12 protein-coding genes are annotated in these 13,173 nt (G+C 73.2%); all 12 read right to left on the reverse strand.

The features are described from left to right. Positions 1 to 156: 156 nt before the first annotated feature. The 12 genes from AC07DO_RS25015 to AC07DO_RS25070 all read right to left on the reverse strand — a co-directional run bounded on the left by AC07DO_RS25015 (position 157) and on the right by AC07DO_RS25070 (position 13,074). Positions 157 to 756, reverse strand: coding sequence for a hypothetical protein (locus AC07DO_RS25015; protein WP_479062762.1), 600 nt, complete (start codon positions 754 to 756; stop codon positions 157 to 159). 33 nt (positions 757 to 789) lie between these two features. Next, entirely contained in the window at positions 790 to 2,547 is a 1,758-nt protein-coding gene (locus AC07DO_RS25020; RefSeq protein WP_479062763.1) for a S8 family peptidase, read from the reverse strand. Between the two features lie 242 nt (positions 2,548 to 2,789). Next, positions 2,790 to 3,779: a PAC2 family protein gene (locus AC07DO_RS25025; protein ID WP_479062764.1), complete on the reverse strand. Its 990-nt coding sequence runs from the start codon at positions 3,777 to 3,779 to the stop codon at positions 2,790 to 2,792. Between the two features lie 151 nt (positions 3,780 to 3,930). After that, the gene (locus tag AC07DO_RS25030) at positions 3,931 to 4,602 is read right to left on the reverse strand and encodes a FadR/GntR family transcriptional regulator (RefSeq protein ID WP_479062766.1); all 672 of its coding nucleotides are present in this window, start codon (positions 4,600 to 4,602) and stop codon (positions 3,931 to 3,933) included. Positions 4,603 to 4,767: 165 nt separating this feature from the next. Then, complete coding sequence (locus AC07DO_RS25035; protein WP_479062767.1) at positions 4,768 to 5,535, reverse strand: ferredoxin reductase; 768 nt, start codon at positions 5,533 to 5,535, stop codon at positions 4,768 to 4,770. Continuing rightward, on the reverse strand, positions 5,528 to 6,145 hold the full coding sequence (locus AC07DO_RS25040; RefSeq protein ID WP_479062769.1) for a sulfite oxidase-like oxidoreductase: 618 nt from the start codon (positions 6,143 to 6,145) through the stop codon (positions 5,528 to 5,530). The genes AC07DO_RS25035 and AC07DO_RS25040 overlap by 8 nt, the downstream gene beginning before the upstream one ends. A gap of 61 nt (positions 6,146 to 6,206) precedes the next feature. Beyond that, positions 6,207 to 7,562, reverse strand: coding sequence for an amidohydrolase (locus AC07DO_RS25045; RefSeq protein ID WP_479062770.1), 1,356 nt, complete (start codon positions 7,560 to 7,562; stop codon positions 6,207 to 6,209). Between the two features lie 49 nt (positions 7,563 to 7,611). Continuing rightward, positions 7,612 to 8,373, reverse strand: coding sequence for a phosphorylase family protein (locus AC07DO_RS25050; RefSeq protein ID WP_479062772.1), 762 nt, complete (start codon positions 8,371 to 8,373; stop codon positions 7,612 to 7,614). Then, positions 8,370 to 9,272, reverse strand: coding sequence for an ABC transporter permease (locus AC07DO_RS25055; protein WP_479062774.1), 903 nt, complete (start codon positions 9,270 to 9,272; stop codon positions 8,370 to 8,372). Before AC07DO_RS25055 ends, AC07DO_RS25050 begins: the two co-directional genes overlap by 4 nt. Beyond that, positions 9,272 to 10,435, reverse strand: a complete 1,164-nt coding sequence (locus tag AC07DO_RS25060) for an ABC transporter permease (protein ID WP_479062776.1) — start codon at positions 10,433 to 10,435, stop codon at positions 9,272 to 9,274. The genes AC07DO_RS25055 and AC07DO_RS25060 overlap by 1 nt, the downstream gene beginning before the upstream one ends. Before the next feature lies 1 nt (position 10,436). Then, positions 10,437 to 12,014, reverse strand: a complete 1,578-nt coding sequence (locus AC07DO_RS25065) for an ABC transporter ATP-binding protein (RefSeq protein WP_479062778.1) — start codon at positions 12,012 to 12,014, stop codon at positions 10,437 to 10,439. Continuing rightward, positions 11,998 to 13,074, reverse strand: coding sequence for a BMP family ABC transporter substrate-binding protein (locus tag AC07DO_RS25070; protein ID WP_479062780.1), 1,077 nt, complete (start codon positions 13,072 to 13,074; stop codon positions 11,998 to 12,000). Before AC07DO_RS25070 ends, AC07DO_RS25065 begins: the two co-directional genes overlap by 17 nt. Between the last annotated feature and the right edge of the window lie 99 nt (positions 13,075 to 13,173).

Raw genomic sequence — 13,173 nt, forward strand, 5'->3', positions numbered from 1 at the left:
GGGGGGGGGCGGGGGTTTTCTTTCGCTGGGCGGGGGGGGGGGGGGTGGGGCCCCCTCCCCCCCCCCCCCCCCCCCCCCCCCCCCCCCCCCTCCCCCCCCCCCCCCCCCCCCCCCCGCCGCCGTGTGGTCACGCCCGGGGCGTGCCGTGCGCGCCGGTCACTTGGTGATGACGATGGCCAGCAGGTAGCCCGGGTTGTTGGTGTCGTAGTAGCCGATCACCTGATGCCCGTAGGCGAATGCCTCTTGGACCTCGTCGTGGGTGTGCGGGTTGGGGTCGATGAAGGCCCGCCAGGCGTTGTCGATGTGCAGATAGAGGATGTACGCCTGGCCGGGCAGCGGCTCGACGACGTCCCAGAACGCCGTCGCGACGTTCGACGCGAGGGCCTGGGTGGAGATCTCCGGCGCGTGCGCCTGCGGGATCTGCTGCTCCTGCTCCCGGCCGAACTGCTGGAGCAGGTTCTGGAACGGCTGCTGCTGGCCGAGCTGCTGGAGCTGCTGACGCAGCTGCGGAGGAACCTGCTGCATGCCCTGCTGGCTCTGCATACCCGGCTGGTTCTGCATGCCCGGCTGGTTGCCCTGCTGACCGTACTGCTGTTGGCTCTGCTGCGGCGGGGCGGTGCTGGGGCTCTGCTGCTGGCCGTACTGCTGCTGGCCGTGCTGTTGCGGCCCGTACTGCTGCTGTCCGTACTGCTGCTGCGGTCCGTACTGCTGTCCTTGTTGCTGACCCAGTTGACTCATCTGCGGGGTGGTGCTCATGCGTGTGCCACCTTCCCTCACTGATCGGTTGATTCAGCCGGTGACGACGAGGCCGACGACCTCGTCGTCCGAGAACCAGACACGTACGTCCGGTCGTCCCCCGGCGAAGGCGGAGTGCACCGCCTGCCGTGTCTCGGGGGACGGGTTGTCGAGGTTGCGCCACTCCCCGGCCACGAACAGCCGGAGCCGCGGCGGGAGTTCCGGCGGATACGGGAGCAGCTCGTCCCAGTACCGCTCGGCCTGACCCGAACCCACCGCCGACGGCAGCAGGTTCGTCACCGCCGCCTTGAGGTCGGGGCGGTTGCCTATCCGCTGCGACGCGGGCCTGCCCGGCGCGTCCTGCTGCGGGGAGCCCGTCGCGCGCAGCGTCGCACGGGCCCGGTCCGGCGTCATCGGCTGCTGGCCCGCGGCCTTCAGCATGCCCTGCAGCGAGGCGAGGGCACCCACGACGATCGGCGACGCGGAGGACGTACCGGAGAACGTGTCCGTGTACCAGGCGATTTCGTCGGCGCCGCCCTGGAGATCGCCGGGCCGGTCCCAGAAGCCGCCGGTCGTGGTGGTCTCACGGCCCCAGCCCTGCGCGTCCACGCGCGCCCCGTAGTTGGAGAACGCCAGGCGTGAGCGGTCGGGGCCGTGATCGCGGCCGTGGGTGCCGGGTGGGGGAGCGCCCGCGCCGACCAGAACCGCGCCGGAGGAACGATTGCTGGGGTTGAACGGGTTGCGCCACCAGGACGGGAAGCCGTCCGGCCTGCGCTCGTACACCGCGTCGTCCAGGGACTCGGCGCCGTTGCCCGCCGCGCCCACGACGAGCACGCCCTTCGCGGTGGCGTACCGCACCGCCGCGTAGTCGTCGGGCCACCACTCGATGGCGATGTAGCCCTTCTGGTCGTCACGCGGGCCGAAGTCGAACTTCGGCCCGGGGCGGTGCAGTTCGAGCAGGATGATGTCGCCGCGGTTCAGCCGCTCCGCCGCCGCGTGGATCGTCGCGGCCGTGCCGAGGGGCTGGAAGGACGCGGTCGCGGTCACGGCCTCCGGCGCGATGCCGGTGATGCCGAGGGAGTTGCGGTCGCCGCCGATGACGCCGATCACCGCGGTGCCGTGGTTGCGCCACGCCAGGTCCTGGATGGGCGTGCCGACGACGACGCCGGCGAGCTTCGCGGCGAGGTCCTCGTGGCGCAGCTGCCAGGCGCCCTCGATGTCGACGACGGTGACGCCCTCCCCGGAGCCGCCGACGCGCTGCCAGGCCCAGCGTGCGTCGATTCCCTCGGGCGCCGGCTTCAAGTAGCCCTGACGGCTGGTGAAGTCGGGTGTGGCGGGCATGCCCTCCTTGCGCCGCCGGGTCGCCTCGTCCAGGTCGTGCGGCTGGGTCGGCGAGGGGTCGATCGAGGCCGGTACGGCGCCGGGCTTCACGTACGCCGTGTCGATGCCCGGCAGCGCCGCCATCCGGGCGCGCAGCTCGTCGGGCCGGTCGTCGCCGCCGCGGACGCGGTAGAAGAGGGCCAGGTCGGGCACGTCGTCCTCGCCCGCCGCCGAGGGCGCTGCGGCGCGCAACCGGTCCTCGTTGCCGAACAGCGGCTCCAGAGTGAGCTGTTCGTCGGTGAGGAACATGTTCAGGGCCGATACGTCGGAGCCGGAGGCCGAGCGGATGTCCCGCTCGCCGGCGCGCAGCCGGGCCTCGGGCCGGGCGACGACGATCAGCTCTTCCTGTGCTTCTCGGTAGGTGAATCCCATTCCGTCGGGGCCGGGCCCGCCGGCTCCGGGGTCTCGCGCCGGGTCTGCCTGCTCGGTCATCGCTTCACCGCTCCCTTCCGTCCTGCGGGTGCCGTGCTGTGCGCTGCGCCAGGTTTCCGGGGCTCACCCTGCTACGGCAGGGCCGAGCCGTCCACCCCTCTTTCGAGCAACAGTGTTTGAAGAGAAGTTGAAAAGGGAACCCCGTGCAATTCGGCCACGAGACGCACATCAGCCGCACTTCGGCCATGAGCAGCGCAATGGGGCGGCACCTGTACAGGTGCCGCCCCATTGCGCTGTGAAGGTCAGTCGTCCGAGGAATCCGGAGGGCCCGGGTCGCCGCCCTCGCCCTCGCCGTCCTCGGCGCCCTGCCCCGGCCGCTGCGTCGGCTTCGGCTTCGGCGGCCGCGTGCGGTCGCTGGGCGAGTCCCGGAGGTACGCGGCTCCGCCCTCCCCGCCGTCACGCCGCCGCAGGTACCGCTCGAACTCGCGGGCGATGGCCTCGCCGGACGCCTCGGGGAGCTCCGCGGTGTCCCGCGCCTCCTCCAGCGACTGGACGTACTCCGCGACCTCGCTGTCCTCGGCGGCCAGCTGGTCCACGCCCACCTGCCAGGCGCGCGCGTCCTCGGCCAGCTCGCCCAGCGGGATCCGCAGGTCGATCAGGTCTTCCAGGCGGTTGAGGAGCGCCAGCGTGGCCTTCGGGTTGGGCGGCTGCGACACGTAGTGCGGCACGGCGGCCCACAGGCTGACGGCCGGGACGCCCGCGTGCGTGCAGGCCTCCTGGAGGATGCCGACGATGCCCGTCGGACCCTCGTACTTGGTCTCCTCGAGATCCATGGTGCGCGCCAGGTCCGGGTCGGACGTCACGCCGCTGACCGGGACGGGGCGGGTGTGCGGGGTGTCCCCGAGCAGCGCGCCCATGATCACGACCAGCTCGACGCCCAGCTCGTGCGCGAAGCCCAGGATCTCGTTGCAGAACGACCGCCAGCGCATGGACGGCTCGGTGCCCCGGACCAGGACCAGGTCACGGGGCTTGTCGCCGCCGACGCGGACCACCGAGAGCCTGGTCGTCGGCCACGTGATCTTCCGCACTCCGCCGTCGAGCCAGACCGTGGGCCGGTTGACCTGGAAGTCGTAGTAGTCCTCGGCGTCCAGCGCCGCGAACACCTCGCCCTTCCACTCCTTGTCGAGATGCGCGACCGCGGCGGAGGCGGCGTCGCCGGCGTCGTTCCAGCCCTCGAACGCGGCCACCATGACCGGGTCGACCAGCTCGGGTACCCCCTCGAGCTCGATCACCCAGGCCTCCTTCCGACGTTCCCTTGCGTACGCCCCAACCTTACGGCGTCGGCAGGGTCCGTCCGCAGCCCCCTTGCGTGGGGGAATGCGTGATCACTGCCCACGCTCCGGCCCGGGAAACAGCGCCTTCACCCACAGGTGCGGGGCGGTCTCACAGCGTCGTGCGCAGCCACTGTTCGACGCTCGCGATGTGCACCGTCGCCCACGAGCGGGCCGCCTCCGCGTCGCGGTCCCGCAGCGCGGTGAGGATCGCCCGGTGCTCGTGGAGGGTGCGGCTGACGGCGTCCTCCTGGGTCAGGCCGCGCCAGACGCGGGCCCGGGTGGTGGGCCCGGAGAGGCCGTCGAGGAGGGAGCACAGGACGGAGTTGCCGGACGTCTGGACGATGCGGCGGTGGAACTCCAGGTCGGCGGCGACCAGCTCCTCCACCGACGGCGCGCTGCCCAGGGCGTCCAACTGTTCGCCCAGTGCGTCCAGTTCGGCATCGGAGATGTGCGCGCAGGCCATCGCCGTGGCCGCCGGTTCCAGGATCCGGCGGACCGCGAGGAACTCCAGGACCGTGTCGTCGCGGTGGAAGTCGACGACGAAACTGAGGGCCTCCAGGAGGAGTTGGGGGTCCAGGCTGGTGACGTACGTGCCGTCGCCCTGGCGTACGTCGAGGATGCGGATCAGGGCGAGGGCGCGTACCGCCTCGCGCAGTGAATTGCGCGAGAGGCCCAGCTCGGCGGCGAGTTCGCTCTCCTTGGGCAGCCGGTCGCCGGGGCGCAGCGCGCCCGAGACGATCATGTCCTTGATCTTCTCGATGGCCTCGTCGGTGACAGCCATGGGGGGACCTCGCCTCAACAGTCGAAAGCGCCAATGGTCAAAGGTGCCGGGATAGACATCCGATGTATCAGGCGATTATGGACCGGGGCGCGGCCGCGCCGCACGGGAGTAGCGGGATCCGCCATCGCACCGGACCGCACGGGGCGGTCGCGGCAGCGGCAGCGGTCAGCCGAAGCGTTCGATGCGGATCCGGTCCACCGGCTGGCCGCCCTCCACAAGGAGCCGCGAGGCGTGCTCGGCGAACCCGTTGGAGCCGCAGACGTACGCCTCCCAGCCGCCCTCGGGCTGCCCCGCCTCGCCGAGGAACGGCGCCAGGTGGGAGGCGTTCAGCCGGCCCTCGGACCGGGTCAGGACGACGGTGGTCTCGTCCGTGTACTCGTCCGCGTAGATCAGGTCGGCGGGCGTGCGCGCCGACACGACGAGGCGCACCGGCACGTCGAGCCCCGCGAGCCGGTGGTGCCGGACCATCGACATCAGCGGGACCACGCCCGACCCGGCCCCGAGCAGCAGCGCGGGACGGTCGCCCGGCCAGGCGAAGAAGCCGGACAGCGGCCCGCGCACCTCGACGGTGTCGCCGACGTGCGCCACGGTGTGCAGATGCCCCGACACCTCGCCGCCCGGCACGTGGTCGAGGGTCAGCTCGATCTCGCCGCTCTCGTCGGGCGCGGAGGCGATCGAGTAGTGCCGCTGGGCGACGTAGCCGTCCTCGGCGGTGAGCCGCAGCATCAGGTGCTGGCCCGGCAGATGCCCCTGCCAGTCGGGCACCTTCAGGCGGAACGTCGACACCAGCGGCGTCTCGCGGCGGATCTCCACGACGGTCGCCCGCTGCCACACGGCCGCGGAACGGTTGCTCACCGCGATGCGGCCGGGCACGGCGAACGCCGTCGGCGGCACGAAACGCTCCTCGGGTCCGGGATTCGTGAGGTCAGTCACCGGCGTAACGCTCCTCGGCCCACGGGTCGCCCCGGTGGTGGTAGCCGTTCTGCTCCCAGAAGCCCGGCTCGTCGCGGTGGCGGAGCCGCAGCCCCGCCACCCACTTGGCGCTCTTCCAGAAGTACAGGTGGGGGACGATCAGCCGGGCCGGGCCGCCGTGCTCGGCGGGCAGCGGCCCGTCGCCGTACTCCCAGACGATCCACGCCTTGCCGTCCGTCACGTCGGACAGCGGGAGGTTCGTGGTGTAGCCGGTGTGCGAGTACGCGACGACGTGCGTCGCCGTGGGGAGCGGGCGGGCCGCGGCCAGGAACGTGTCCAGGCTCACCCCGCCGAACCGCACCCCGAACTTGGACCAGCTCGTCACGCAGTGGATGTCGCCCCGGTACTCGGACGCGGGCAGCGCGTGCGCCTCGTCCCAGGTCCAGGTGCGCGGGGCCGCGACGAGACCGTCGACGCGGAACGTCCAGTCGGCGGCGGCGAGCCGCGGGGTGACCTCGGCGGACAGGACGGGCCAGCCGTCGCCCGCGTCGTACTGTCCCGGGGGCAGCCGCGGATCGCGGTCGGCGGCTCGGGCGCGGCCGGTGAAGCCGCGGGTGGGTTCGAACGTCATGCGGTGGGTGCCACTTCGGGGGATCTCGGGGGTTGATGTCACTTCGGTCCGGGGACGCGGGTCAGGAGACCGGTGCCGCCTCGGAGGCGGCCGCCGCGTCCTGGAGGGCCCGCAGGACGGCCTGCTCGTCGAGGGTGAGCAGGGTCCGGTCGCGCATCAGGACACGGCCGTCCACCACAGTGTCCCGGACATCGGCGGCCGACGCCGCATACGCCAGCGTGGACCACGGGTCGTGCCGGGGCGCGAGGTGCGGCCGCTCCAGGTCAAGGACGATCAGGTCGGCCTGCTTGCCCGCCTCCAGCGAACCGAGGCGGTCGCCCAGCCCGAGCGCACGCGCCGACTCGACGGTCGCCATCCGGACGGCCTGCTCGGCGCCGACCGCGGTGGGGTCGCCGCCCGCCTTGTGCACCAGCGCGGCGACCCTCACCGCGCCCAGCAGGTCGAGCGTGTTGGAGGACACCGCGCCGTCGGTGCCGAGGCCGACCGTCACGCCCGCGTCGAGCAGGTCGGGCACGCGCGCGATGCCGCAGCCCAGCTTGAGGTTGGACACCGGGCAGTGCGCCACCGCCGTGCCGGTGCGGGCCAGCGTCGCGATCTCGGCGTCCGTGAGGTCCACCGCGTGCGCGAGCAGCGTGTCGGGCCCGAGCACGCCGAGCGAGTCGAGCAGCTCCACGGGGCGCATGCCGTGCTGCTCGACGACGTTCGCCACCTCCGCCGCGTTCTCCGACGCGTGCACGTGGAGCAGCGCGCCGTGCTCCCCGGCGAGCGCGGTGATCTCGGTGAGCTGCGCGGGGTTCAGCGTGTACGCGGAGTGCGCGCAGACGATCGGACGGGTGCCCGGCGCCGGGACGTACGCCTTCAGGTGCGCGGTCGCCCACCCGAGCCGCTCCTCGTAGGGCCGGCCGTCCGGCGGGCCCGGCACGTCCATGAACGTCGGCCCGGTCAGCAGCCGCCACCCGGCGTCGCGGGCCGCCTCCTCGGCCGCCTCGTGGAACCAGTACATGTCGAGGGCGGTCGTGACCCCGCCCCGTACGGACTCCGCGACGGCGGCCCGCATCGCGGTGGCCACCGTGTCCGGCGAGAGGATCGCGGCCTCGCGCGGGACGACCCGGGCCAGGAAGCCCTGCAGCGTGACGTCGTCGGCGATGCCGCGCATCAGGTTCATCGCGAGGTGCGTGTGCGTGTTGATCAGGCCCGGCAGGACGAGGCAGCCGCGCGCGTCGATCTCCTCGGCCGCCTCGTACGCCGCACGCAGCCGCTCCGCGGGCCCCACCTCGACGACGCGGCCCCCGCGGACGGCGACCGCCCCGTCCCTCACGACGGTGCCCGCCGCGTCGACGGTCAGCACGTCGCCGCCGTGCACCAGCAGGTCTATGGAGCCGCCGCGGTCCTGGGCCGGCAGGTCAGTGGGGTGCATCGTTCCGTTCTCCCTGTTCGCCTCGGTCGTGGACGATCGCTACGGTCGTTCAGCGCTCGGTCGAGGCCAGCAGGCGCAGCGCGTCCAAGGTTATCCGGGCACCCCGGTCGACCCCGTCGGTGACCACCTCGCGGTGCGGGTCGTACCCGCCGGTGGCGTCCTTGTCGACGAGCTCGTCGGCGTTCGCGCCGTCCACGACCAGGGCGCCGCCCGCCGTCAGACCGTGCGTCGACGCGAAGACGTACAGCGCCGAGAGCTCCATCTCGATGGCGGCGATCCCGGCGGCCGCGTACGCCTCGCCGGGCAGCGGCAGGAAACCCGGCTGGAACGCGGCCCGCGTCCACACCACCCCGCGGTGGTACGGGGCTCCGGCGGCCCGCGCCGCGCGCTGCAGGGCGAGCACCGCCTCCGGCGCAGAGAACGCCGGGTACTCGGCGGGGATCAGCTGCTGCGTCACGCCGTCGTCGCGCACCGCCGCGTCCGCGATGACCAGGTCGCCGTCGCGGATGCCGGGGCGGATCGCGCCCGCCGTGCCGAGCCGCAGGATCGTGGTGACGCCTGCCTCGGCGAGCTCCTGGAAGAGGAGGATCGCGCCGGGCGCGCCCACACCGTGCGAGGCGACGACGACGGGCGTGCCCTGCCAGCTGCCGGCGAAGGTGCGGTACTCACGGTGGTACGACACCTCCTTCGCGTCGGCCAGGAGATCGGCGACGGCGGCCGCACGGCCCGGGTCGCCGACGACGACCGCGTGCGCGGGCAGGCCGGTGCGGGGGACACGGGTGATGGGCAGCGCGTCGGTGAGCGACGTCATGTGGAGGCTCCTAGGGGGGACTCGGGTTGCTTGCGGCGCCTGCGGCGCGCCGTGGAGAGGAAGAGGGCGACCAGGGTCACCGCGTAGGGGGCGGCGTCGGTGGCCTGCGGCGGAAGACCGTTGCCCTGCAGCCGGAACCCGACCGCCTCCGCGACCCCGAAGAGCAGCCCGGCGAGCAGCACCCCGAGGGGCAGCGCCCGGCCCAGCAGCACGGCGACCACGGCGATCCAGCCGCGCCCCGCCGTCATGTTCTCCGAGAACAACGTGACGTTGCCGAGGGCGAGTTGCGCCCCGGCGAGACCGCAGAGCAGCCCGCCGGTGAGGACGGCCGCGTACTGGTACTTCACCGGGCTCACCCCGAGCGTCGCCGCCGCGTCCGGCGCCTCGCCGACCCCGCGGAGCCGCAGCCCCCACGGGTGACGCGCGAGGAACACGGCGGCGACGGCGACCGCCGCCCAGGACACGTACACGAGCGGCGAGTGCCCGGACAGCACCGGCCCGAGGAAGGCGAGGTCGACGGTGCCGAGCCCCGCCAGGTCCGGGTCGGAGAACGTGCCCTGCACGCCGAAGACCGTACGCAGCAGGAACCCCGTGAGCCCGACGGCGAGGAGGTTGAGCGCGACACCGAGGACGACGGCGTCGCCCCGCAGACTGATGGTCCCCACGGCGAGGATCATCGCGTACGCGGCGGACGACAGGGCCGCGAACAGGACACCCAGCCACGCGCTGCCGGTGAACCAGCTGCCCGCGACCGCGCTGAAGCAGCCGATGAGCATCATCCCTTCGAGGCCGATGTTGAACACGCCGGCCCGCTCGCACACCGCGCCGCCGAGCGCGGCGAGCAGGATCGGGGTGAGGGCGAGGAGCGCCGAGTGGAACAGCGCGGAGTCGACGGACATCAGAGGTCCCCCTCGGGAGCCGTGGGAGCCGTGGGAGCCGTGGGAGCCGTGGGAGCCGTGGGAGCCATGCGGGCCGTAGGGGCCGTGGGAGCCTTTGGAGGTATGGCCTTCCCGGCCCGCCGCCAGGTGAAGCGCAGGCGCGCGGCCAGGAACACGATGACGACGGCCTGCAACACCTGCGTCAGCTCGCGCGGCACCTCCGTCGCACGCTCCATCGCGAGCCCGCCCACGTCGAGCGCGGCGAAGAACAGCGCGGCGAGCGCGGTGCCCAGGGGCGCGGCCGAGGCGAGGAGCGCGGCCGTCAGACCGGTCCAGGTGTGCCCGGCGGCCGTCAGCGAACCGTCGGTGAAGCGGTACGGGAAGCTGAGCACGCCGATCGCGCCGACGAGCCCGGCGACGGCGCCGGAGACCGCCATGAGGCGCAGCGTGAGCCGGGGCGCGTCGACGCCCGCGTACGCCGCGAAGCGCGGGTTGAGCCCCGTCATGCGGATCTCGTAGCCGGTGGCGGTCCTGGCGTCGGTGAAGAGGAAGACGCCCGCGGCGATCACGACGAGCACGAGCCCGACGGTGACCGTCGACGACCCGAAGGCGGGCAGCTCCACGCCGGCCGGGAGCCGCCGGGTCTGCGGAAGGCTCGACCCCTCCTCCTTGAGCGGGAACCGTGCGAGGTACGACGCGAAGGACATCGCCGGGTAGCTCAGCAGGAGACTGCTCACCAGCAGCGGTACGCCGAACCGGTTCTGGCAGACCGCGGCGAGCGCCGCGTACAGGGCGCCCGCCAGCATCCCGGCGAGCAGCGCGGCGACCACGGCGAGCGGCGCGGGCAGCGGAACGTACAGGCCCGTGGCCGCGGCGGCGATCCCGCCGAGCACGAGCTGCCCGTCGCCGCCCAGGTTCAGCAGTCCGGCCCGCATCGGGATCGCGAGCGCCACGGCGAGACCCAGGATGCTCGTCCCGGTGGTCAGCGTCGACCCGATCCCGTCGGGCCCGAGCGAGCCGCTGACGACGGACCCGTACGCGCCGACCGGCTCGGCGCCCGTACCGACGAGGAACAGCGCCCCGACGAGGACGGCGGCGATGACGGAGTGCAGGGCGGACGACTTGAGGGCCCGCCGCACGGGCGAGTGCTCCCCGTACAGGCGGGAGAGGCTCTCGACGGCCATGTCAGGGGGCCTCCTTCAGGGGGACGGACGGGACGGGGGCCCCGGCAGGGGACCCGGTGGGAGGCCCGGCGGACGCGTCGGGCGCTCCGCCCGCCATCGCGAGCCCCAGCGCCCGCTCGTCCGCCTCCTCACGGGTGAACTCGGCCGCGATCCCGCCCTCGTACATCACGAGGACCCGGTCCGAGAGGCCGCGGATCTCGCTGAGTTCGGCGGAGACCAGCAGGACCGCGTGGCCCGCGTCGCGGTGCGCGACCAGGTGGTCGTGGATCGTCTGGACGGCGCCGATGTCGACGCCCCGGGTGGGCTGCTCGACGACCAACAGGGGCGCCTCGTGGGCCAGTTCGCGGCCGATCACGAGTTTCTGCAGGTTGCCGCCGGAGAGCGAGCCCGCGGGCTGACCCGACGACGCGGCCTTGATGCCGAAGCGTTCGACGAGCACGCGCGCGTGCTCGCGGAGCCATCCGGGACGCAGCAGGCCGTGCCCGCGGTGGTGACCCATGGCGAGGTTCTCCGCGACCGTCGCTGCCGGCGCCGTGCCGACCGCGGTGCGGTCCTCGGGGACGTACGCGAGCCCCGCCGCACGCCGCCCCGCGGCCGACGCGCCGGTGACGTCCTGCCCGGCGAGCGTGACCCGGCCCGCGACGGCGGGCCGCAACCCCGCGACGGCCTCGACCAGTTCGGACTGGCCGTTGCCCGCGACCCCCGCGATGCCGACGATCTCCCCGGCGCGGACGGTGAGCGACACGTCCCGCACCCCGTCCGCCGTCAGGGACTCGACCTTCAGGACGGCGCCGCCGGGGGAGCCTGCCGGATGCACCCGGTCCAGCTCCACCGCGCGCCCCGTCATGGCCGCCGCGATGGCGTCGGCGCTGGTGTCGGCCGTCCGCACGCGTGCCGCGACCCGCCCGTCCCGCAGCACGGTCACCGCGTCGCTGCCCTCCACGACCTCGCGCAGCTTGTGCGTGACCAGGAGGACGGTGCGGCCCTCGTCGGCGAGGGAGCGGAGCACCCCGAAGAGCGCGTCCGCCTCCGACGGCGTCAGCACGGCCGTCGGCTCGTCCAGGATGAGCGTCCGCGCGCCCCGGTACAGGAGCTTGAGGATCTCCACCCGCTGGCGCACCCCCACCGGCAGATCACCGACCTTCGCCGACGGATCGACGGCGAGCCCGTGCTCCTCGGCGAGCGCCGCGACCCGCCGCACCGCCTCCGCCCGGTCCGTGAGACCAAACCGGCGCGGCTCGGCCGCGTACACGACGTTCTCGGCGACCGTGAACGACGGGAACAGCTTGAAGCTCTGGTGCACCATCCCGAGGCCCGCGGCGATCGCCTCGCTCGGGCTCGCGAAGGACACCTCGCGCCCGTCGAGCAGGATCTGCCCGGCGTCCGGGCGCAGCAGCCCGTACAGGACGGACATCAGCGTCGACTTGCCCGCGCCGTTCTCACCCATCAGGGCGTGGATCTCACCGCGCCGGACGGTCAGGTCGACCCGGTCGTTGGCGAGGGTGCCGGGGAACTCCTTGGTGATGCCCCGCAGTTCGACGGCGTGGGGGACGCCGTCCGGCTCAGGCCGCGGGGTCATCGACGGTCAGCTTCCCGGCCGCGATGTCGTCGCGCAGCTTCTTCACGCGCGCCAGCACGCCGGCGTTGGCGGGCTCCGCGATCAGGCACTTGGAGTCCTCGAGCCCCGGCTCCAGGCCGGTCAGCGACATGCCGCCCTCCTTGAGGCCGTACGACACGGTGGTGCCGCCCTTGCCGTCGAGGATCTGCCCGATGCCCTTCTCCACGGCCACGTCGGTCTTCTTCAGGACGTTGTCGACGACCTCGCCGGGGCTGGTCAGGCACTGGTTGGCGTCCACGCCGTACGCCCTGAACCCCTTGCCGTCCTTCGCCTTCGCGGCCTTGGCCGCCTGGAAGACACCCGTGTTGCCCGCGGCCGCGGCCGCCATCACCTGGTCGACGCCGCCCGACGCGAGCGTCGACGCCTGGTCCTTGGCGCGCGCCGCGTCGTTGAACGGCGACTGCCCGCCGACGAACAGCGTCCGGGACCGCGCGCCGGGCTCCACCTTTTTCGCGCCCGCCGCGAAGGGCTCGCTGTACCGCCGGAACTGCGGGGTGTCGAGCACGTCGACGGCGCCGACCTTCTTGCTCCTCGTGAGCAGTCCGGCCTCGGCGCCGGCGAGGAAGACGGCCTCGTGCTCACGGAAGACGGCACAGGTGACGTTCTTGTACGTCTTCTTCGTGCACGCGTCGACGAGCAGGAACTGCTGCTTCGGGTGGGTCTCGGCCTGCTGCGCCACGATGTCCGCGAACTCGAAGCCGACGAGCGCGATGACGTCGGGGGCGGAGTCGACGGCCGAGGCGACGTTCTGCTGCCGAGAGTCGGTGTCGCTGCTCTGGAAGACCTTCTGCGAGCCGTCGTGCGCCTTCGCGGCCGCCTTCACCCCGGACACGGCGAGCTTGAGGAACTCGTTCTGGGCGACGGGGTCGGGCGTGACGAGCGTGAACGCCGTGCCGTCTCCCGCACCGCCCGAAGCACCGTCCTTCGCCGCCGCGTTGCAGCCGGTGGCGAGCAGGACGGCGCCGACGGTCGCGGCGGTGAGTCTCAGGGGCGTGCGCGTACGCGGAGACAGCAGGGGCATGGCATCGCCTTCGTGGAGGTGCCCGGATGCCGGGCGGTGACAGGAGAGTCGTACGTGCCGGAACGGCGTCGCTCAGCGGAAACAGCGGCGACAGCGGCA

The sequence above is a fragment of the Streptomyces sp. NPDC045678 genome, from assembly GCF_056432085.1.

Bases quoted from the DNA above. Each gene is read 5' to 3' on its own strand.
- AC07DO_RS25015 (WP_479062762.1), bottom strand. From the start codon at position 756: ATGAGCACCACCCCGCAGATGAGTCAACTGGGTCAGCAACAAGGACAG.
- AC07DO_RS25020 (WP_479062763.1), bottom strand. From the start codon at position 2,547: ATGACCGAGCAGGCAGACCCGGCGCGAGACCCCGGAGCCGGCGGGCCC.
- AC07DO_RS25030 (WP_479062766.1), bottom strand. From the start codon at position 4,602: ATGGCTGTCACCGACGAGGCCATCGAGAAGATCAAGGACATGATCGTC.
- AC07DO_RS25040 (WP_479062769.1), bottom strand. From the start codon at position 6,145: ATGACGTTCGAACCCACCCGCGGCTTCACCGGCCGCGCCCGAGCCGCC.
- AC07DO_RS25045 (WP_479062770.1), bottom strand. From the start codon at position 7,562: ATGCACCCCACTGACCTGCCGGCCCAGGACCGCGGCGGCTCCATAGAC.
- AC07DO_RS25050 (WP_479062772.1), bottom strand. From the start codon at position 8,373: ATGACGTCGCTCACCGACGCGCTGCCCATCACCCGTGTCCCCCGCACC.
- AC07DO_RS25055 (WP_479062774.1), bottom strand. From the start codon at position 9,272: ATGTCCGTCGACTCCGCGCTGTTCCACTCGGCGCTCCTCGCCCTCACC.
- AC07DO_RS25060 (WP_479062776.1), bottom strand. From the start codon at position 10,435: ATGGCCGTCGAGAGCCTCTCCCGCCTGTACGGGGAGCACTCGCCCGTG.
- AC07DO_RS25065 (WP_479062778.1), bottom strand. From the start codon at position 12,014: ATGACCCCGCGGCCTGAGCCGGACGGCGTCCCCCACGCCGTCGAACTG.
- AC07DO_RS25070 (WP_479062780.1), bottom strand. From the start codon at position 13,074: ATGCCCCTGCTGTCTCCGCGTACGCGCACGCCCCTGAGACTCACCGCC.